The sequence below is a fragment of the Oceanobacillus phoenicis genome, assembly GCF_047238145.1.
Taxonomy (GTDB): domain Bacteria; phylum Bacillota; class Bacilli; order Bacillales; family Amphibacillaceae; genus Oceanobacillus.
Genome location: NZ_JBDFME010000001.1, coordinates 1,273,956 through 1,293,783 on the forward strand (window position 1 = coordinate 1,273,956; position 19,828 = coordinate 1,293,783).

A 19,828-nucleotide genomic window follows, 5' to 3' on the forward strand; every position below is an offset into this window, starting at 1 on the left:
AGTATAATTGTTTATAGTTAGTAGCACGTATAGGGGGAGTTGCCGATATGCAAAGCTTTTTTCAAATTTGTAATGACACTACGGAGAAGCTTGGAAGAAAATTGCAAGATGAGGAAATAAGATTTTTGCAATGGATGTATGAACGCTATACGGTAGAACAATTGGAAGAACAGCTAAAATCAAAAGAAGGTCATTTATATACAATGAATTCATGATAAGGGGCAATCGGACATTCCGAAACCCTTTTTATTTTGGATAAATGTTATAAATCGTTCATAGTGACTTGTATAAAATCACTAGTTTTCGTGCTATAATTCTCATGAAAGTGTTAATGAAGGAGAGAGTGTTATGTCGGTTTCCAATGAGACCATCATTAATAAGATGATAGCAGAATTAGAAGCAGCGAAACGTGAGGCTAACAACTACTCACAATTGAAAAAGAGAATGGAACATGTCCGTGTTCTAAGTGAGTTATTTGATGAAACACATACTCCAAATAAAGGGTCCAAGGTTTCTTCAATTACAACACCAAAAATAGTACAAGATTCAGACTCCGAATCACATTTTTCGGAAGCAGAAATAAAGGCAATGCTCGGAGATACTTCAAAATCAAACGGCGTAAAAACGAAGAAATCTTTTGATGATGATGCGAATGGAGATTCATTATTTGATTTTTAACATCGGAGGGAAACGATAATGAAGATATTTTTAATAATTGGGGCTGTATTAGGATTCTTAGCAGTAGCTTTAGGCGCATTTGGTGCGCATGGATTAGAAGGCAAACTTTCTGAGAAAGCAATGAATAACTGGGGAAAAGCAGTAGATTATCAAATGTTCCACACTATTGCAATAATTGCGGTTGCTCTTCTATTAGCAAAATTTGAAGGTAGTGGATTATTAACAACAAGCGGCTGGATGTTTCTTGTCGGGATTATTCTGTTTTCAGGAAGTTTATATGTTTATTCCTTTACGAGTATAACTACCTTTGCAATGATTACACCAATTGGAGGTCTTGCTTTCCTTATTGGTTGGGTATTACTTGGTATTGCAGGCATAAGACTTTTATAATTGAAAGAACATAGATGTGATTAATAAAAATAAAATGAATGCACGGATTCCTTGTTTCATAGCTTCCGATTGGCGTCTTGTTTGCATTAATATTATTGCATCACAAACAATACTTAAAACAAGTAAATAGACAGCAAAAAACAGAAGAATTACCCATCCTGTAATTAAAGCTGTAATACCAGAGAGAAAAGAAAGCACTAAGCCAATAACTTCCATTTGAATAAATTTTTGATATGGATGTCTCATTGTTGCACCTCACTAACAAATGGAATAAAAGGATGACCCAGTTTTAGTTAGGGTCATCCTTTTTTATACGGTTTCAACTAATTTATCTTGGAGAATAAGTAGAGAGTTGCTGACCAAATGGGTATGAGTAATTAATTTCTTCATCAAACGTAACGTAATCTAAATAAACCATTAATAGTAGTATTCGCCGTTCTGAATCTTCTTCGCGAATCAGAATATGATCTCTTCCTGCTTCTTCAATATAGCCTCGAAATTCTTCCTGCTCTGAGCTATTTTCAAAGGTCATATAAAATGACCCAAGCATACCTCGATTCAAACGAAGGATATTTTCTATGAACGATTGTTGAGTTGGTAGCATTCCGCCAGTTTGTTGTGGTTGTTGTTGTTGCTGCTGTTGCTGTTGTTGTTGCCCGCCTTGATTGAACTGCCTTGTTGGGTATACTGGATAGAATGCAGGTGATGTGTTTGGATAATAGTAGTAAGGCTGTTGAGCTTGTTGTTGCTGATACGCATAATTTTGAAAGTTGGATTGGTTTTCATTTTCACTCATTTATGTTCCCTCCTAATCCATCAATTAAATTTTTTAACAAACCCTCCTTATTGAAAGAAGTTTGTCTAACGATATACTTCAGGACAATCTGCATAATCGGGGGCATAAAAACAATGTGATTTAAATCTTCCCACATTCCATTGATCGTACCATTGTTCTGGACATTCCCCCTCTGGCATGAAAAACCATAAAGTATTTGTTGCTGGATGTTGCCTTTCTCCTTGAATCACCCTGCGAGCAAGCCGCTTTTCTGATTCTCGTGCACGTTGATAGAAGTAACCTTTTTGTGTTGCTTCAAATCCTCCTGGACTTTGATAAACCATATCCGTAATAGTTCGGATGTTTGGAAAATCTAAACAACTTGCAATAACTCGATTTATGCCAGTGTTTCCAACCATCAACATTCCTAAGTCACCTTCACCTTCAGCTTCAGCGCGCATGAGACGAGCAAGTAACGCTACTTCTGCGTCGGTATGTTTTACAACCGCCATAGAGATACCTCATTTCCATAGAACATTCTAGGATGTTAATCTCAATATTTATCTTTATGCCTTTATTTAAGATAAAATGACAATAAAAAAAGACTTTCCATCAAAAAAGATAGAAAGTCTTTTGTGTAATCTTATATAGATAATTGGTTGGAAAGTTCTTCTTTTTCTAAGAAGTTTCCTACAATAAAATCACCAAATTCAGCGTATTTCGTTGTTACTTCATCAAAACGCATTTCATAAACAATTTTTTTGAATTGAAGTGGATCATGTGCAAATAATGTTACGCCCCATTCCCATTCATCTAATCCAATGGATCCTGTAATAATTTCTTTTACTTTTCCTGCATATTTTCTACCAGTCATTCCATGTTCATATAAAAGCTTCGTACGTTCTTCTTTTTCAATTTCAAACCAGTTTGCACCTGGATCGCGACGGCGAGCCATAGGGTAGAAACAAGCATGCTCCCATTTTGGCATGGTAGGTTTTAGTGCCTCTTTAACGTATGCAGAAAGTTCACGATCCTCACCAGCTTTCATTGGATCATGCATGGTCTTTTCAATAATTGAAACATAAGAATAACCAGGGATTAAGAAATCACCAAGTTGTGTTTTATTGATGTCTGTCTTGATTTGTTCTAATTCTTCGAAGCTCTCACGTAAGAAAATAAACATAAAGTCTGCTTTGTTACCAACTACTTTATATACTCCATGGCTCCCTTGCTTTTCTTCTTCTACAGCTTCCCATTTAGAAATGAGCTGTTGGAATTCATCAATAGCTGCTTGTCTTTCTTCCTTAGAAATTAATTTCCAAGATGTCCAATCAAATTGACGTGTATCATGTAGTGCTGACCAACCGTCAACAGTAACTACTGCCTCTGCCATATTTAACAACTCCTTATATAGAAAAATACATCTTCTGGTTTTACTATAGCATAAGTAGGGCACTCTAATCATATGAAATAGGTTCAAAATCACCTTGTAAGTATCTATTGTCAATTGTTTGTCAAAAATTATGAATTCATACTATGCGCTTCACTTTATTTGTTTACTGTGATAGTTTATCATGAGAAAGTATTCACAAGTTTGTAAAAGCTACAAGGAGGCATACATTATGGGATTATTTGAACAATTAGCTGAAAAAGTAACAGCTGCTGATAAAAAAATTGTCTTTCCAGAAGGATTAGATGAACGTATATTAACTGCAGCAAGTCGCTTAGCAGAAGAAAGAATTATGACACCAATTTTAATTGGCAATACACAAGATGTGGAAGCAAAAGCAAAAAATCTTGATGTATCATTAAAAGGTTGCGAGGTTATCGATCCAGCAAACTACGATGGTTTTTCTGAAATGGTTTCAGCTTTTGTGGAACGAAGAAAAGGAAAAGCAACGGAAGAAGATGCGAAGAAAATTCTTCTTGATGAAAACTATTTTGGAACCATGCTTGTTTATTTAAATAAAGCGGATGGATTAGTTAGTGGTGCCGCACATTCTACTGCAGATACCGTACGTCCTGCATTACAAATCATTAAAACAAAAGAAGGCGTAAAGAAAACTTCTGGTGTATTCATCATGGTTCGTGATGAAGAGAAGTATGTATTTGCTGACTGTGCTATTAACATTACACCAGATAGTAATGACCTAGCAGAAATTGCTGTAGAAAGTGCAAAAACAGGGGCTTTATTCGATGTAGATCCTAAAGTCGCTATGCTAAGTTTCTCTACAAAAGGTTCTGCAAAATCTCCAGAAACTGAAAAAGTGTCTGAGGCATTAGAAATTGCTAAAGAAAAAGATCCATCTCTAGTCATTGATGGAGAATTCCAATTTGATGCTGCATTTGTTCCAAGCGTAGCAGAGAAAAAAGCTCCTGATTCCGTTCTAAAAGGTAATGCAAATGTTTTTGTTTTCCCTAGCTTGGAAGCAGGAAATATTGGATATAAAATTGCGCAACGTTTAGGTGGATTTGAAGCAGTAGGACCGATTCTTCAAGGATTGAACCGTCCAGTAAACGATCTTTCACGTGGATGCAGTGCGCAAGATGTATATAATTTAGCACTAATTACTGCAGCACAAGCAGTAGGAGAATAATAATTTAAAGACGATTCATCATGTGAAACATAATAAATTTTAGAAAGTAGTTTTTGGGTTCTCGGAACTCAATTTAATAGCAATAATAAGAGGTTGGGACATAACAAAAAGTTCTGGTCAAAAGACGTGTGAAAGCCAGAACAAGCGTAAGAAATATACGGAGACTCCTTGAAAATCAAAATCGATTTTCTGCGTGCGATGTAATGCTGTCGCAGTCTTCCTTGTCCTATGGGAACAAGGCCTAGGCGAGACCCCGGAATGCATAAGCATCCGGAGGCTCACCAGCCACCTTAGAATAAGCGCAGTATATTTCTGAAGCGGGTTTTTATAGGCCAATCATTCGGATTTGTCTTTTGATTAAATACTTTTGTCCCAGCCTCTTGTAAATTTTAATTTAAAAGTTTAATTCGATTCATTCCGTTTCACCATTTGCTTATATCTTTTTTCAAAATTCACTTTTTCTTCTTCTTGAATTGGCATTTCTACTATTTCATCAGATAACTGCTTCAATGTATATACAACTCGCTTTTTTACATCATCTACTGTTAACAAGATTCCTAACAATTCGGAAAGAGAACCCATTACTTGCGGTTCAACATCAGGATACGTAAATGAAGTTGTCGTATTCTTCTTTCCCTTTGCATAGAATTCTCGAATAAGCTTTGCTCGTTGGTTACTATTACCCTCGACATCTAAGTATATTTGAACAGAAATTCCATTTTTTACTCGGCGTTGGGATATCCCGGCAAATTTTCTACCGTTAATACTAAGATCGTAATCTCCTGGACAATAAGATCCAACAATTTCGTAAGCTTCAATACTATTAGTAATATCATTAAACATGGCTTGTACAAAGCGAACCATCGCTTCATAACAATCGTAGATAGATAAGTTCTTTCCCCCAGGAATAATTAGTGAAATATTCAGCACTCCTTCATCTAAAGCTACTGCTAGACCTCCGGAATTTCGAACCACAGCTTGATAATTATTCTGCTCTATAAATTGCATTCCTTCATCAATAAAAGGCAATCGTGAATCTGGTATACCAAGTACTATTGTATTTGGATGTACCCATAATCGGATTACTGGAGGAGAAGTTTCTTCACTAACAGAAATAGCTAGCGCATCGTCTACAGCGAAGGAAGCTAATGCTGTATTAGGTTTGCCCTCTATCTCAGTTTGAGTTGAATGGTCTATATATCGAAATATTTGATGATGGATAATATCTTTCCAGTTTTTCATAATTTCCTCCTTGTGCTTTCATCCTCTGTCTAACTATAATATAATATACTAAAATCGTCGAAAAAGATCGGATGGAGACATAGATATGGAGTATAAAGACCAACAGCTAACAGAAGAGAAGGTATTTAAAGACCCTGTTCACCGGTATATTCACGTTCGAGATCGAGTAATATGGGATTTAATTGCTGCTCCCGAATTTCAAAGGCTTCGGAGAGTGAAGCAATTGGGGACGACCAATTTAACTTTTCATGGAGCCGAACACAGTAGGTTTAATCATTCACTAGGTGTATACGAGATTGTCCGACGTATTATGCTGAACTTCCAAGAACGAGTGAACTGGGATAATGAAGATCGATTATTATGCTTATGTGCAGCTTTGCTACATGATTTAGGACATGGGCCTTTTTCGCATTCCTTTGAAAAAGTTTTTAAGCTAGATCATGAAAAGTTTACACAGCGCGTTATTTTAGAGAATACGAAGATTAATGAAATTTTAAATAGGGTTTCTCCGAATTTTGCACAAAAAGTTGCAGACGTAATTGCAAAAACGTATTCGGATAAGCTTGTCGTAAGCTTGATTTCCAGTCAAATTGATGCGGACAGAATGGATTACTTACAAAGAGATGCATATTTTACGGGTGTCAGTTATGGACACTTTGACATGGAGAGAATTCTTCGGGTAATGAGACCAATGGAAGATCAGGTAGTGATTAAATCAACTGGTATGCACGCAGTAGAAGATTATATTATGAGTCGTTATCAGATGTATTGGCAAGTATATTTTCATCCGGTAACAAGAAGTGCAGAAGTGATTCTTTCGAAAATCTTCCAACGTGCAAAATATTTATATGAAGATAATTCATATACTTTTAAATTAAAACCAACACACTTTATCTCATTTTTTAGTGGAACAGTAGACCTGCATGATTATTTAAAAATAGACGAGATGATTGTGTATTATTATTTCCAATTATGGCAAGAAGAAAACGATGAGATTTTAGCAGATTTATGTGAAAGATTTATAAATCGTAGACTATTTAAATATGTGGAATACAATCCAGATCCACAGATAAATGCAGGAATGGAATTATATCAATTATTTAAAGAAGCTGGAATTAATCCTGATTATTATCTTGTCGTCGATTCATCATCGGATTTACCTTATGATTTTTATCGTCCTGGGGAAGAGGAAGAACGATTACCTATTCATTTATTAATGCCAGATGGTGGGCTGAAAGAATTATCTCGTCATTCCGATATTGTAGAATCTATTTCTGGGAAGAAACGAACCGATCATAAGCTTTATTTTCCTAAAGATCGAATTCAAGAAATAAAAGATGAAACTTTAAAACAACGTATTATGGATATTCTGTACGGATAAGGAGTGAATTGGGTTTGTTAGATAACCACGCAAAACTACTACAGTTCTTTTCAGTAGCTAATCAAGTTACTGGTCGTAAAAAATTGCAAAAAATGATTTATATATTACAGCAGTGTAAGGTACCATTTGAAGAAAAATATGAGTTTCATTTTTATGGGCCATACTCGGAAGAACTAACACTTCGGATAGAGGAATTATGTAATTTGGGTTTTGTACAGGAGCAGAAAGAAGAAAAAAGCAGTTATCATCAATACCATTATACCATTACGGATAAAGGGAAATCTTTTCTAACACAATTTCAAATGGATTTGCCCGATATAGGAAAGATGATTCCGTTATTACAAGAAAAAAGTTCGCGTTTTCTGGAGTTGGTATCAACGATGTTTTTCTTTTGTCAGTCTTCCAAAGAAGAGATTATTGAAAAAGTACATACAGTAAAGCCAAAGCAAAAGTATACAGATGAAGAGATAACAGAAGCGTTTCAATTCATGGATGAGTTAACAAACAAATCGTGTTACTAAAAAAGTACAGACGAACGTGCTACAATAGCATCAATAGTAATTAATTAGGAGGTTTCCAATGAGTTCAGATCAATCTTCCAACAAAAAAAAGAATAGTTTTACGATCATAAAAGATGATTCTACAGATGGTCATGGTGGTTATGGTGCCGGAACGGTTAGTTTAGAAAATATGTCATCCATCATTGTCGATCCAAATGAAGATAAAGCCTATGTAGACATGGCTGCGATGCATGCTAGAAGTGATGTTGAGCGTAGAGTGAAATGGATTAATGATAGAGAAGAAGTACAAGGTGGCAAATTATACTGGATCGTATGGGTCACGGTTGAAAAAAACGAAAATGGACCTTATTATGCTGGAGTGGCAGGAAGTGAAATTCGTGTGAACCGGGAAATCAAGCGTGCATATAAATCAATGGCAGAACATGTAAAGCATATGGAGAAATCGCTGAAAGGCCATATTATTGTTGAGCATATGGATGATCATTCGAAGAAGCTTTTAGGAGATTTCCTTCGTGACTACAAACCAGAGTTTTGGGATAATTCTACAGAGGAATTAAAACAACAATTATCCATCGATTAAATGTTACGATTTTGTGAATGAATGATGAACTTAACAAGAAAATCTTGTACTTTTTGTCAAAAATTTGTAAACTAATGAATACATGGGCTCACTCATGTTTACTAGGACAAAAAAACAGCCAGCTATCGAAATTCTCGATACTGGCTGTTTTTTTGTAAAGTTTCAGTTATGCAGTTAGTAATGTTAATTTAGAAAAACTCATCAAAGAACTTTTTCAAGAAGCCTTCATCATTTTTTTGTTCTTCCTCAATATCTTCAGGATGTTCTCTGTCTGTACAATAACCTAAAGGTTCCGTACCTTTTTCAAAAAACATAATACGACTTTGGCTACAGGAGGGGGTAGCTCTCTTACCGCTAACGGGATCAATGGGTAACCCAATCACTCCAGAAGGCATGGCAAATGTATGTTTGCTCGATGGCTCGTGAATAGCCTCCATATAGTTAGCCCAAATTTGTTTAGATAAAGTAGTCTCTTGAACTTGAGTTATTTTTCGATGATCATCATAACCTACCCATATTCCAGTAACTACATCCGGACTATATCCCACCATCCAACTATCGTAATCTGTTGTTCCTGATTTACCGGCATAGATATTGGAAAGTTGGTTATTAATCGTAGACCCAGTCACACTCGTATAATCGTTCAATTCTTCATCAAACATACCAGTGAGTAATTGCGTGAGGATAAATGTTTTCTTCTCATCTAGAACTTGTTTTAATTTATCATCACTATGTTCAAAAATTGTTTTTCCTTTTTTATCGACTATTTTTCGAATCGTATACGGTTCAATTTCTTTTCCACCATTCGCTATCCTGCCATAAGCTTGTGTTAATTCCAATACGCTAATGGATGAAGTACCTAATGCTAGGGAGGGTACAGCATCCAGTTCACTCGTAATACCGAAATCTTTCGCTGCTTTAACTAAGTTTTTTGGTCCGAGATACAAATTTGTTTTCACTGCATAGATATTGTCAGAAAGTGCAATAGCTTGTGCTAACGTAATTGGCCCATTAGCATAATAGCCGTTAAAATTGCCAGGCTGATAAGTTGATCCATCTTCCAAGTTAAATGTCGTCGCTTCGCTCACTAATCGAGTACTTGGTGTATAACCGTTCTCTAGAGCTTCGTAATAAAGGATTGGTTTGAAGGACGAGCCAGCCATTCTTTTTGATTTGGTAGATCGATTATAACTACTTGTTACGTAATCTTTGCCGCCAATCAAGGCAGTAACTTCGCCCGTTGTAGGGTTAATAGATACTCCAGCTACTTCTAATTCTTCCGATCCATTCAAATTATTCGTTACCGCCTGATCCATTTCTGTTTGATGAGAAGGATCTAACGTAGTGTATAACTCATATCCACCAGATTGAATTTCCTCAATACCAATATCTAAAATTTCAGCAGCTTCTACAAGTGCTTCATCAGTGAAGTAAGGTGCTACCTCTGGTTCCGCAGCTGTTTCAGCATAGATTAATTTTTCTTGTCTGGCACGATTATATCCTTCTTTTGTAATCACACCATGTTGGAGCATTTCAGATAATATAAGTTGCTGACGATCATTTGCTAATTCTTCATTATTTAATGGAGAATAATAGGAGGGGCCTTTTGGAATACCTGCTAGCATCGCAGCTTGTGCCAATGTTAATTCTTTTGCAGTCGTATCAAAAAAATAACGACTAGCAGCTTCAATTCCATATGCACCGTGACCGTAATAGATGGTATTTAGATATCCTTCTAGAATCTCTTCTTTCGAGTAAAACATTTCCAAACGTATAGCATAAAAAGCCTCCTGTACTTTTCGAGACCATGCTTTTTCCGGAGATAGATAAAGATTCCGTGCATATTGTTGTGTTATTGTACTTGCTCCTTCTTTTAAGGAGCCGTGCGTTATATTTGTCCAAATTGCTTTTGCGATTCGTTTATAATTAAACCCATGATGTTCAAAAAATTGTTGATCTTCGATAAGTAAGGTAGCCTGAATGATGTTTTCATTCATATCCTCAAGGGAGACCCACTCCATGGAATTTAACAAGCGCTCTTCTCCAATTTTTTCATCATATCGATCATAGACTGTAGTCGGTTGCTTACCAGCTAATTCTGGGGGGCCAAGTAAATAGGAAATGATATAGGTACCCAATATAGCAGTAACAACTAGCCCAACCATTATCCAAATAATGGTTCTTATTCTTTTCCAGTGTTTTGATTGCTTCATGATCTTCGTCTCCAATAGTTTTCATGCATTATATAATCATTATTGGAAAGGAATCGTGAATATAAACGTTTGTTCGAAAATTCTTGCACTAACGAATAGTATTGATTATCACCACCGTTTATCGCTATAATAGGTACATTAATGAAAATGACGGAAACGTGATGAACAAAAGAAGAAGTTCTAACGAAGAAATTACGAATTTGTAAGGATGTAATAACGAAACTGAGGCGATGCTATGACGAATGGACGAAAAGAAGTAACTATCGAATTACAGACGATGATTCATGATATAGAGACTGGGGATAAGGAAACGCAGAAACAATCGTTTTCAGGCGAATTAATGGTTCAAGGAAAGTTTGACGTTCTGCGGTATACAGAATTTTTAGAGGACGGTCAAAAAATACAAAACATGATTACGATTCAACCAGAGCGAGTTGCTATCCGACGGTCCGGTGCAATTAAGATGAATCAACAATTTCAAGAAAATAGTCGAACGGAAAATATTTATCAACATATGCATGGGAGCATGCGTATGGAGACTTTTACAAACAGGATTTCTTTTGAAAAAGAAAAGGATAACAAAGGAAATCTACAAATGGATTATAATATGAAACTTAATGGACAATTGGAAAGAGAACATAGATTAGTACTGACATTTTCTTAGGAGGACATCAACATGAACGTATTAGAAAAAACGGAACAAAAATTAAAAGAACAAATCCATTATGCTGTCATTAATGCGGAATTAGCTACAGAGGATCAAATCCCAGATATTATTTTGGAAAAACCAAAAGACAAGGCCCATGGGGATTTTGCTACAAATATTGCGATGCAACTTGCACGTGTTGCAAAGAAGGCTCCACGACAAATTGCTGACGATATCACCCGCAAGTTAAATAAATCGGCAGCATCTGTTGAAAAAGTTGAAATTGCAGGGCCAGGATTTATTAACTTTTTCATGAAGCAAGACTTCTTAGGTGAAGTTATTGAAACTGTATTATCAGCAGGTGATAATTACGGTAAATCAACGGGCGGAAATGGAGAAAAAGTCCAAGTAGAGTTTGTATCTGTAAACCCAACAGGAGACCTCCATTTAGGGCATGCACGTAATGCTGCTTTTGGGGATGTACTTTGTAATGTATTTGCAGCTGCAGGTTATGAAGTAGAAAGAGAATATTATATTAATGATGCAGGAAATCAAATAAATAATCTCGGTTTATCCGTAGAAGCGCGTTATTTGCAAGAAATCGGTAAAGATGTGGATATGCCAGAAGATGGCTACCGAGGTCAGGCTATTATTGATATTGCCAAAGAGTTAGTAAATGAAGACGGAGAAAGATGGGCGGATAAAGATCACGAAGAACGCTTAGATTTCTTTAAAGAGTATGGATTAAAAGCATCGTTAAGAAATATCGAATCGGATTTAAAGGACTTTCGTGTAGAATTTGATCATTGGTTCTCTGAGCGTTCTCTATTTAAAGATGGACAAATCGATGATACCCTTGCTGTACTTGATGAAGGCGGCTATACATTTGAAAAAGACGGAGCGCTTTGGTTTAAAACAACAGAATTCGGTGATGACAAGGATCGCGTACTAATAAAAGGCGATGGAAATTATACCTATTTGACCCCGGATATCGCTTATCATAAAAACAAACTAGATCGTGGGTTTGATCGCATTATAAATGTATGGGGATCAGACCATCATGGATATATTCCACGTATGCGTGCTGCACTTCAAGCATTGGGATACCCAGTGGAGAAATTTGATGTGAAAATCATTCAAATGGTAAACCTCTTTGAAGCAGGCGAAAAAGTGAAGATGAGTAAGCGGACAGGGAAGGCTGTTTCACTGAGAGAATTGATGGATGAGGTAGGAATTGATGCAGTTAGATATTATTTTGTTGCACGTTCGAACGACTCACAATTAGATTTCGATATGGATTTAGCAAAATCACAATCTAACGACAACCCAGTCTATTATGCACAATATGCACACGCACGTATTTGCACCATGCTTTCTCAGGCACAAAGCAAAGGATTTAATATAGAAGCAGAATTTGATCCATCTTTATTAACTGCAGAAAAAGAATTGGATCTATTGAAGAAAATCGGTGAGCTTCCACAAATGATTGTTGATGCTGCTGATAAACATACACCACATAAAGTGACTCAATATATCTTTGAACTTGCTACATTATTACACAGCTTCTATAATGCAGAAAAAGTATTAGATGCAGATAATGAAGCTAGGACGCATGCACGTATTGCTCTAATGAAAGCTGTTCGTCAAACACTTGCGAATGCAATGACAATTATCGGAATCTCTGCACCAGAGAAAATGTAAAATAAATAATCATGGAAAGCCTATCCCTTTTTTGGAATTCAAAGGGATAGGCTTTCTCTTTTGGCGTTTATGTGCCCGAGAAAAAGAGGGAGAAACCAAAAAGGTAACATAAAAAGTGTAGACAAGTCATTCTTTCATATAATTGGACAACAATAATTACATGAACAATCTTCCTAGGATGAATTTTTAAAATTTTACCTAAAATATATTGACTGAATGATCATTCATGTTTAAAGTAATAGGTAAGGATTTCTTTCACGGAAGGAAATGTAATCGTTATCAATGGAAGAATACTACACAAAGAGGGGGAGCAGACGGTGGATACTTTTCTAATTATTAATTGGATTGCATTTTTGGCTATCACGATTTATGCGTTTTATTTATTTGCCAAAGTAATCGCAACCCGAATCGCTTATATCAAGCTAGGGAAGAAATCAGAGTTTGATGGTGAAATAAAATTGCGCTTAAAGCGAATTGGAAAAATCGTATTTGGTCAATCCAAACTTCTAAAAGATAAGAAGTCTGGAACGATTCACGTCATGATGTTTTACGGGTTTATTTTAGTTCAATTTGGTGCAATTGATATGTTTGTAAAAGGGTTATCTCCAGGTAATCATTTACCATTTGGTATGTTTTATCCTGGTTTTGTATTCTTTCAAGAGTTAGTAACATTGATGATTTTAGTTGCAGTTATTTGGGCATTTTATCGTCGATATATGGAAAAGCTTGTTCGGCTTAAAAGGGGATTTAAAGCAGGACTAGTACTTATTTTTATAGGTACACTAATGGTCTCTGTGTTATTTGGAAATGGTATGGCTATGATCTGGCATGGACATGAGATTACTTGGGCTGAGCCTGTTGCTAGTGTTTTTGCTCTTGCTTTTGGCTGGGCGTCTGCTGAAACTGCCACCGTATTGTTTTATATTGCTTGGTGGGTTCATACCATTACCCTCCTTACGTTTTTAGTTTATGTTCCACAATCGAAGCACGCTCATTTAATTGCTGCTCCGATCAATGTATTTTTGAGTAAAAAAGTTCCAGGTAAATTGAAGAAATTAGATTTTGATATGGAAGATGTGGATGAGGAAAGTGAAGAGGAAATTGCTTTTGGAGTTGGAAAAGTAGAAGATTTTGAACAACATCAAATGATTGATTTTTATGCATGTGTAGAATGTGGTCGTTGTACCGATGTTTGTCCAGCGGCAGGGACAGGTAAAATGTTATCTCCGATGGATATAATGATAAAAGTTCGGGATCATTTAACCGAAAAAGGAGCTGCGATAACCGGAAAATCATCTTGGGTGCCGTCTTATGCATTTGCAGGTAGTGCTGGAAATCAAGCGTCAGCAGATAAAGAAGTTGCTGCAACTATTCAAAGTTCAAGTTTAATTGGAGATGTTATCACAGAAGAAGAGCTAGCAGGATGTACAACTTGCCGTAACTGTGAAGATGCCTGCCCAGTAAATAATGAACATGTTGGTACAATTATTGACATGCGTCGTTATCTTGTCATGACTGAAGGAAAAATGGATTCAGATATTCAACGTGCAGTAACGAATATTGAACGACAAGGTAACCCATGGGGACTTTCTAAAAAAGATCGTGTAAAATGGCGCGATGAGGATGAATCTGTATATATCCCTACGGTGAAAGAATTGAAGAAAGAAGATAAGTCGTTTGAATATCTATTCTGGGTAAGTTCAATGGGTTCTTTTGATAGCCGCAGTCAAAAAATCGCACTTGCATTTGCAAGGTTAATGAATCAAGCTGGTGTAAGTTTTGCGATTTTAGGGAACACAGAAGCGAACTCTGGAGATACGGCTCGTCGTATTGGTAATGAGTTTTTATTCCAAGAAATAGCCGAGAAAAATATCAAGCAATTTAATAAGCATGACGTCAAGAAAATTGTCACGATTGATCCACATGCTTACAATATATTTAAGAACGAATATCCTGACTTTGGATTCGAAGCTGAAGTATACCATCACACACAAATGCTTTATGATTTAGTAATGTCAGGAAGACTTAAACCAGAGAGAGCGATAAACGAAAGATTAACTTATCATGACTCTTGCTATCTAGGAAGATATAATGGCGTATATGACCCGCCTCGAGAAATTCTGAAGTCCATTCCAGGTCTTGAGTTAGTGGAAATGGATCGTAGTCGTGAGAATGGTATGTGTTGTGGTGCTGGCGGTGGCCTTATGTGGACTGAGGAAACTACAGGAGGAAGAATTAATGTAGCTCGTACGGAACAGGCTTTAAAAGTAGAGCCAACCATGATATCTAGTGCATGTCCATATTGTCTCACGATGCTAAGTGATGGAACAAAAGCGAAAGAAGTGGAAGAGAATATAGGTACAATGGATGTAGCCGAAATTCTAGCAATCTCTGTATTGGATAAAGAAGAGGTGAAAACTGCATAAAGCGCATCTTCCAACAGTCGGATTCTTATCCACACGGATGGTTAGATGAACATATCAGTCTTTTAGGCAGTTGTTTTCAAGCTTATCTTCTTTATTTCCATGAGAATCTTGATATAAGAGGTTGGGACATAACAAAGTGTTTTAGTCAAAAGCGGATTTATCTTTTGCGTGAATACTTTTGTCCCAATCCTTATCGTTTTTGATAAATTGGGAAGTAGGGAGGTATATCCTCTCTATTTTCCCATGTCAATATTGAACGAGCGTTCAATCATTACAAGGAGGTAAGAAAATGAGAAAATCAGTAATCGTATCTGGTGCACGTACACCTTTTGGAAAATTTGGTGGTGCCTTAAAACCGTTAAAAGCAACAGAGCTTGGAGGTATTGCAATTAAAGAAGCTATGGAACGAGCAGACATTGCTAATGATGTCGTTGATGAGGTAATCATGGGGACCGTATTACAAGGCGGGCAAGGACAAATTCCATCTCGTCAAGCTGCTAGGAATGCTGGACTTCCATGGGAGACTCGATCAGAAACGATTAATAAAGTATGCGCATCTGGAATGCGTAGTGTTACATTAGCGGATCAGTTGATTCGTTTAGGGGAAGAAGATGTCATTATAGCAGGTGGAATGGAGAGCATGAGTAATGCTCCATACTTTTTACCAGATGCACGTTGGGGGAATCGAATGGGGGATAAGTCTGTTGTAGATATGATGGTTCATGATGGCCTAACTTGTACATTTACAGGGAATCATATGGGCAACTATGGTAATTCTACAGCCGAAGATTTAGAGATTTCTAGAAAACGCCAAGATGCGTGGGCTTTGCGTAGTCATCAAAAAGCGGTTGAAGCAATCGAATCGAATAAGTTTGCAGATGAAATTGTACCAGTGGAAATTCCAACTCGAAAAGGCGATCCAATAACAGTTGATAAAGACGAGGCACCACGTAAAGATACGACGATAGACAAATTATCATCGTTACGTCCTGCGTTTGATAAGGATGGGTCGATAACTGCAGGTAATGCGCCCGGAGTAAATGATGGAGCAGCCGCGTTTGTTGTAATGTCAGATGAAAAGGCCGCTGCATTAAATAAACAACCACTGGCTTATATTCTCGGTCACGCAGAAGTTGCTGTAGAGGCAAAGAATTTCCCGCAAACACCGGGGATTGTCATTAATAAACTGTTAGAAAAAACCGGCACTTCTAAAGAAGAAATTGACCTTTACGAAATCAATGAAGCATTTGCAGTTGTTGCACTTGCGAGTGGACAAATTGCAGGTATTGACGAAGGAAAAATTAATGTAAATGGTGGAGCAGTTGCTCTTGGCCATCCAATAGGAGCAAGTGGAGCGCGCATCATTCTTACGCTTATACATGAGTTAAAACGTCGTGGTGGGGGTAAGGGAATCGCTGCTATTTGTAGCGGAAGTGGGCAAGGAGATGCCATTCTTATTGAAGTACCAACCGAATCAAAATAACAAGGAGGATAACTATGAATATCCAAAATGTTATGGTGATTGGAGCTGGCCAAATGGGCGCAGGAATTGCGCTTGTTTGTGCTCGTTCTGGTTACCATGTATACCTTTTTGATACAAGTAACGAAGCGAAGCAGCGAGGATATGATTACATTGAAAGAATACTAGAAAAAGATGTATCCAAGGATAAAATGTCTGAAACAGATAAAAATGAAGCATTAAATCGAATTACTTTGGCTCACACAATCGAAGAAGTAGCAAATTGTGATTTGGCAATTGAAGCTGTAGTTGAAAATATGGAAGTGAAAACCTCTGTTTTTCAAGAATTAGATAAACATGCGCCAAGTCACGCTATTTTAGCTTCTAATACATCATCTTTACCAATCACTGAAATTGCAGCAGAAACAAAACGACCGGAACAAGTTATCGGCATGCATTTTATGAATCCTGTTCCAATCATGAAACTAGTTGAAATTATTCGTGGCTTAGAAACGAGTGATGAAACGTATCAACTCATTTCTGAAATGTCAGAATCATTAGGAAAATCAACTGTAGAAGTACGAGATTTTCCAGGGTTTGCAGCCAATCGTATCTTAATGCCGATGATAAATGAAGCCGTTTACACAGTGTTTGAAGGTGTTGCTTCTCCGCAGGATGTAGATCAAGTGATGAAACTTGGTATGAATCATCCGATGGGCCCTTTGCAACTTGCTGATTTTATCGGATTAGATACATGTCTATATATTATGGAAGTACTACACGAAGGGTTTGGAGATAGTAAATATCGTCCGTGTCCATTGTTACGACAGTACGTAAAAGCCGGTCGTCTTGGTAAAAAGGTAGGTCGAGGTTTTTACACATATGATTAATCACTAGAGAGAGGTGCCCGTCATGTCGATAAAGCTATCTGATGAACAAAAAATGTTACAAAAAATGGTTCGTGATTTTGCTAAACAAGAGGTTATGCAAGAGATTGGACGTATGGAAGCAGAAGATCGATTTCCTAAAGAGCTAGTACAAAAAATGGGGGAACTTGGCTTCATGGGGATTCCTATTCCAGAAGTATATGGCGGGAGTGGGATGAGTTATACCTCTTATATTCAAGTTATCCATGAGTTATCTAAGTTTAGTGCAACTTTAGGTGTGATTTTATCGGTACATACATCGGTTGGCACGAATCCGATTTTGTACTTTGGTTCAGAAGAACAAAAACAACGTTATATCCCGAAACTTGCCTCAGGAGAATATTTAGGCGCTTTTGCTTTAACTGAATCAGGATCAGGCTCGGATGCAAGCAGTATGAAGACCACTGCTAAACAAATAGATGATATGTATGTATTAAATGGATCGAAGGTTTTTATTACGAATGGCGGGGAGGCAGATACGTATATTACATTTGCCCGTACAGGAGAAGATTCGAAAGATATTAGTGCATTTATCGTTGAAAAAGATGCACCCGGATTCATTATTGGAAAAAAAGAAAAGAAAATGGGTTTGCATGGATCGAATACGGTAGAGATTATCTTTGAAAACTGTCGAATTCCGAAAGAAAACTTATTGGGTGAAAGAGGAAATGGCTTTAAGATTGCGATGGCTAATCTGAATATCGGTCGAATTGGTATCGCTGCTCAAGGTCTTGGGATTGCAGAAGCAGCATTGAATTATGCCGTTGCTTATGCCAAAGAGAGAGAACAATTTGGAAAGTCGATCGCAGCCAACCAAGGGATATCCTTTAAATTAGCTGAGATGGCAACGAATGTAGAGTCTGCGAAGTTATTAACTTATCAAGCTGCCGCTTTAATTGAAGCAGGGAAACCATGTGGCAAAGAAGCATCAATGGCCAAAATGATGGCAACAAAAACAGCGATGAAAAATGCGATTGAAGCAGTTCAAGTATTTGGTGGTTACGGTTATACGAAGGAGTATCCAGTTGAGAGATTATTCCGTGATGCAAAAGTAACGGAAATATACGAAGGCACCAATGAAATTCAGCACATTGTAATTGCAAAACATCTACTAAAAGACGGAGGGGTGCATGGTTGATGAATTTTCAATTAACGGAAGAACAAGAAATGCTGCGTAAAATGGTTCGTGATTTTGCAGAGAAAGAAGTTGCGCCTACAGCATCAGAACGTGATGAAGAAGAACGCTTTGACCGCTCAATTTTTGATCAAATGGCGCAGTTAGGATTAACTGGCATTCCATGGCCAGAAGAATATGGTGGGATTGGTTCGGATTATCTGAGCTACGTCATTGCGGTAGAAGAACTGTCTCGTGTGTGTGCATCGACAGGAGTAACATTGTCAGCACATTTATCTTTAGCAAGTTGGCCAATATTTAAGTATGGTACGGAAAATCAGAAGAAAAATTTCTTGAAACGGTTAGCAATCGGTGAAGCATTAGGTGCATATGCATTATCTGAGCCAGGTGCTGGAAGTGACGTTGTGTCGATGAAAACGACAGCAAGACGAGATGGTGAAGAATTTGTCATTAATGGAAATAAGGTTTGGATTACCAATGGCGGCGTAGCTGATATTTATATTGTATTTGCTAAAACTGACATTGATGCAAATCATAAAGGAATTAGTGCATTTATTGTTGAAAAAGGAACTGAAGGTTTTAGTTTTGGAAAAAAAGAGAAAAAGCTCGGAATTCGATCATCTCCGACCACCGAATTAATATTTGAAAACTGTCGAATTCCTGCAGCAAACTTACTTGGTAATGAAGGAGAGGGCTTTAAAATTGCTATGACCACACTCGATGGTGGAAGAAATGGTATAGCTGCTCAAGCTTTAGGTATTGCTCAAGGAGCGTTGGATGCTGCGGCGGATTACGCCAAAGAACGTCATCAATTTGGAAAGCCGATTGCTGCGAATCAAGGAATTTCTTTTAAACTAGCAGATATGGCAACAGAGATAGAGGCGGCTCGTCTATTAACCTATCAAGCTGCTTGGCTGGAATCAGCTGGCTTACCGTATGGGAAAGCTTCTGCAATGTCGAAGTTATTTGCTGGAGATGTAGCAATGAAAAGTACCGTAGAAGCAGTCCAAGTATTTGGTGGTTATGGATATACGAAAGATTACCCTGTTGAACGGTATATGCGTGATGCTAAAATCACACAAATCTATGAAGGAACAAATGAGGTGCAACGATTAGTCATCGGCAGAATGTTAACCAAATAGTGATATATAAGTAAAG

Annotated in this window: 20 protein-coding genes; 14 read left to right on the forward strand and 6 right to left on the reverse strand. The window is 37.2% G+C overall.

What is annotated here, in order from left to right:
• Positions 1-47 precede the first annotated feature (47 nt).
• The 3 genes from ABC346_RS06695 to ABC346_RS06705 all read left to right on the forward strand — a co-directional run bounded on the left by ABC346_RS06695 (position 48) and on the right by ABC346_RS06705 (position 1,068).
• On the forward strand, positions 48-215 hold the full coding sequence (locus ABC346_RS06695) for a hypothetical protein (RefSeq protein WP_413234110.1): 168 nt from the start codon (positions 48-50) through the stop codon (positions 213-215).
• A gap of 133 nt (positions 216-348) precedes the next feature.
• Entirely contained in the window at positions 349-678 is a 330-nt protein-coding gene (locus ABC346_RS06700) for a YwdI family protein (RefSeq protein WP_413234111.1), read from the forward strand.
• 18 nt (positions 679-696) lie between these two features.
• On the forward strand, positions 697-1,068 hold the full coding sequence (locus ABC346_RS06705) for a DUF423 domain-containing protein (protein ID WP_413234112.1): 372 nt from the start codon (positions 697-699) through the stop codon (positions 1,066-1,068).
• Here the strand turns inward: ABC346_RS06705 and ABC346_RS06710 are convergent.
• The 4 genes from ABC346_RS06710 to hemQ form a co-directional block, all read right to left on the reverse strand.
• Positions 1,063-1,314, reverse strand: a complete 252-nt coding sequence (locus tag ABC346_RS06710; protein WP_413234113.1) for a hypothetical protein — start codon at positions 1,312-1,314, stop codon at positions 1,063-1,065. The genes ABC346_RS06705 and ABC346_RS06710 overlap by 6 nt on opposite strands.
• A gap of 82 nt (positions 1,315-1,396) precedes the next feature.
• Positions 1,397-1,864, reverse strand: coding sequence for a spore coat protein GerQ (gene gerQ, locus ABC346_RS06715; protein WP_413234114.1), 468 nt, complete (start codon positions 1,862-1,864; stop codon positions 1,397-1,399).
• A gap of 65 nt (positions 1,865-1,929) precedes the next feature.
• Positions 1,930-2,355 carry a cell wall hydrolase gene (locus ABC346_RS06720; protein WP_413234115.1) on the reverse strand — a complete coding sequence of 142 codons (426 nt, stop codon included), beginning with the start codon at positions 2,353-2,355 and terminating at the stop codon, positions 1,930-1,932.
• 131 nt (positions 2,356-2,486) lie between these two features.
• The gene (hemQ, locus tag ABC346_RS06725; protein ID WP_413234116.1) at positions 2,487-3,236 is read right to left on the reverse strand and encodes a hydrogen peroxide-dependent heme synthase; all 750 of its coding nucleotides are present in this window, start codon (positions 3,234-3,236) and stop codon (positions 2,487-2,489) included.
• 229 nt (positions 3,237-3,465) lie between these two features.
• On the opposite strand from hemQ, the gene pta reads away from it, so the two are divergent.
• Entirely contained in the window at positions 3,466-4,440 is a 975-nt protein-coding gene (pta, locus tag ABC346_RS06730) for a phosphate acetyltransferase (RefSeq protein ID WP_413234117.1), read from the forward strand.
• 402 nt (positions 4,441-4,842) lie between these two features.
• On the opposite strand, the gene ABC346_RS06735 is transcribed toward pta, so the two are convergent.
• A complete protein-coding gene (locus tag ABC346_RS06735) occupies positions 4,843-5,682 on the reverse strand; it encodes a lipoate--protein ligase family protein (RefSeq protein ID WP_413234118.1) in 840 nt (279 codons plus the stop codon).
• An 85-nt stretch (positions 5,683-5,767) separates the two neighbouring features.
• Here ABC346_RS06735 and ABC346_RS06740 point away from each other — a divergent pair, with 85 nt between their 5' ends.
• From ABC346_RS06740 to ABC346_RS06750, 3 genes are read left to right on the forward strand one after another with little or no spacing between them, the layout of a single operon-like run.
• Positions 5,768-7,063, forward strand: a complete 1,296-nt coding sequence (locus ABC346_RS06740) for an HD domain-containing protein (RefSeq protein ID WP_413234119.1) — start codon at positions 5,768-5,770, stop codon at positions 7,061-7,063.
• Positions 7,064-7,077: 14 nt separating this feature from the next.
• Positions 7,078-7,584 carry a YwgA family protein gene (locus ABC346_RS06745; protein ID WP_413234120.1) on the forward strand — a complete coding sequence of 169 codons (507 nt, stop codon included), beginning with the start codon at positions 7,078-7,080 and terminating at the stop codon, positions 7,582-7,584.
• 58 nt (positions 7,585-7,642) lie between these two features.
• Positions 7,643-8,164 carry a YwhD family protein gene (locus tag ABC346_RS06750; RefSeq protein WP_413234121.1) on the forward strand — a complete coding sequence of 174 codons (522 nt, stop codon included), beginning with the start codon at positions 7,643-7,645 and terminating at the stop codon, positions 8,162-8,164.
• A gap of 188 nt (positions 8,165-8,352) precedes the next feature.
• Here the strand turns inward: ABC346_RS06750 and ABC346_RS06755 are convergent, their stop codons facing one another.
• Positions 8,353-10,377, reverse strand: a complete 2,025-nt coding sequence (locus tag ABC346_RS06755) for a transglycosylase domain-containing protein (protein ID WP_413234122.1) — start codon at positions 10,375-10,377, stop codon at positions 8,353-8,355.
• A 235-nt stretch (positions 10,378-10,612) separates the two neighbouring features.
• On the opposite strand from ABC346_RS06755, the gene ABC346_RS06760 reads away from it, so the two are divergent.
• The 7 genes from ABC346_RS06760 to ABC346_RS06790 all read left to right on the forward strand — a co-directional run bounded on the left by ABC346_RS06760 (position 10,613) and on the right by ABC346_RS06790 (position 19,812).
• On the forward strand, positions 10,613-11,041 hold the full coding sequence (locus ABC346_RS06760; protein ID WP_413234123.1) for a YwiB family protein: 429 nt from the start codon (positions 10,613-10,615) through the stop codon (positions 11,039-11,041).
• Between the two features lie 12 nt (positions 11,042-11,053).
• Complete coding sequence (argS, locus tag ABC346_RS06765) at positions 11,054-12,724, forward strand: arginine--tRNA ligase (RefSeq protein ID WP_413234124.1); 1,671 nt, start codon at positions 11,054-11,056, stop codon at positions 12,722-12,724.
• A gap of 317 nt (positions 12,725-13,041) precedes the next feature.
• On the forward strand, positions 13,042-15,150 hold the full coding sequence (locus tag ABC346_RS06770; RefSeq protein WP_413234125.1) for a (Fe-S)-binding protein: 2,109 nt from the start codon (positions 13,042-13,044) through the stop codon (positions 15,148-15,150).
• A 289-nt stretch (positions 15,151-15,439) separates the two neighbouring features.
• Entirely contained in the window at positions 15,440-16,633 is a 1,194-nt protein-coding gene (locus tag ABC346_RS06775) for an acetyl-CoA C-acetyltransferase (protein ID WP_413234126.1), read from the forward strand.
• Positions 16,634-16,647: 14 nt separating this feature from the next.
• Entirely contained in the window at positions 16,648-17,499 is an 852-nt protein-coding gene (locus ABC346_RS06780; protein ID WP_413234127.1) for a 3-hydroxybutyryl-CoA dehydrogenase, read from the forward strand.
• A gap of 22 nt (positions 17,500-17,521) precedes the next feature.
• Positions 17,522-18,673, forward strand: coding sequence for an acyl-CoA dehydrogenase (locus tag ABC346_RS06785; protein WP_413234128.1), 1,152 nt, complete (start codon positions 17,522-17,524; stop codon positions 18,671-18,673).
• Positions 18,673-19,812: an acyl-CoA dehydrogenase gene (locus ABC346_RS06790; RefSeq protein ID WP_413234129.1), complete on the forward strand. Its 1,140-nt coding sequence runs from the start codon at positions 18,673-18,675 to the stop codon at positions 19,810-19,812. Before ABC346_RS06785 ends, ABC346_RS06790 begins: the two co-directional genes overlap by 1 nt.
• Positions 19,813-19,828: the final 16 nt, after the last annotated feature.

Coding starts and splice junctions, on each gene's coding strand:
- ABC346_RS06750 (WP_413234121.1), top strand. CDS start 7,643: ATGAGTTCAGATCAATCTTCCAACAAAAAAAAGAATAGTTTTACGATC.
- ABC346_RS06710 (WP_413234113.1), bottom strand. CDS start 1,314: ATGAGACATCCATATCAAAAATTTATTCAAATGGAAGTTATTGGCTTA.
- ABC346_RS06775 (WP_413234126.1), top strand. CDS start 15,440: ATGAGAAAATCAGTAATCGTATCTGGTGCACGTACACCTTTTGGAAAA.
- argS (WP_413234124.1), top strand. CDS start 11,054: ATGAACGTATTAGAAAAAACGGAACAAAAATTAAAAGAACAAATCCAT.
- ABC346_RS06785 (WP_413234128.1), top strand. CDS start 17,522: ATGTCGATAAAGCTATCTGATGAACAAAAAATGTTACAAAAAATGGTT.
- pta (WP_413234117.1), top strand. CDS start 3,466: ATGGGATTATTTGAACAATTAGCTGAAAAAGTAACAGCTGCTGATAAA.
- ABC346_RS06700 (WP_413234111.1), top strand. CDS start 349: ATGTCGGTTTCCAATGAGACCATCATTAATAAGATGATAGCAGAATTA.
- ABC346_RS06755 (WP_413234122.1), bottom strand. CDS start 10,377: ATGAAGCAATCAAAACACTGGAAAAGAATAAGAACCATTATTTGGATA.
- ABC346_RS06780 (WP_413234127.1), top strand. CDS start 16,648: ATGAATATCCAAAATGTTATGGTGATTGGAGCTGGCCAAATGGGCGCA.
- hemQ (WP_413234116.1), bottom strand. CDS start 3,236: ATGGCAGAGGCAGTAGTTACTGTTGACGGTTGGTCAGCACTACATGAT.
- ABC346_RS06695 (WP_413234110.1), top strand. CDS start 48: ATGCAAAGCTTTTTTCAAATTTGTAATGACACTACGGAGAAGCTTGGA.
- ABC346_RS06735 (WP_413234118.1), bottom strand. CDS start 5,682: ATGAAAAACTGGAAAGATATTATCCATCATCAAATATTTCGATATATA.
- ABC346_RS06740 (WP_413234119.1), top strand. CDS start 5,768: ATGGAGTATAAAGACCAACAGCTAACAGAAGAGAAGGTATTTAAAGAC.
- ABC346_RS06720 (WP_413234115.1), bottom strand. CDS start 2,355: ATGGCGGTTGTAAAACATACCGACGCAGAAGTAGCGTTACTTGCTCGT.
- ABC346_RS06790 (WP_413234129.1), top strand. CDS start 18,673: ATGAATTTTCAATTAACGGAAGAACAAGAAATGCTGCGTAAAATGGTT.
- ABC346_RS06705 (WP_413234112.1), top strand. CDS start 697: ATGAAGATATTTTTAATAATTGGGGCTGTATTAGGATTCTTAGCAGTA.
- ABC346_RS06760 (WP_413234123.1), top strand. CDS start 10,613: ATGACGAATGGACGAAAAGAAGTAACTATCGAATTACAGACGATGATT.
- gerQ (WP_413234114.1), bottom strand. CDS start 1,864: ATGAGTGAAAATGAAAACCAATCCAACTTTCAAAATTATGCGTATCAG.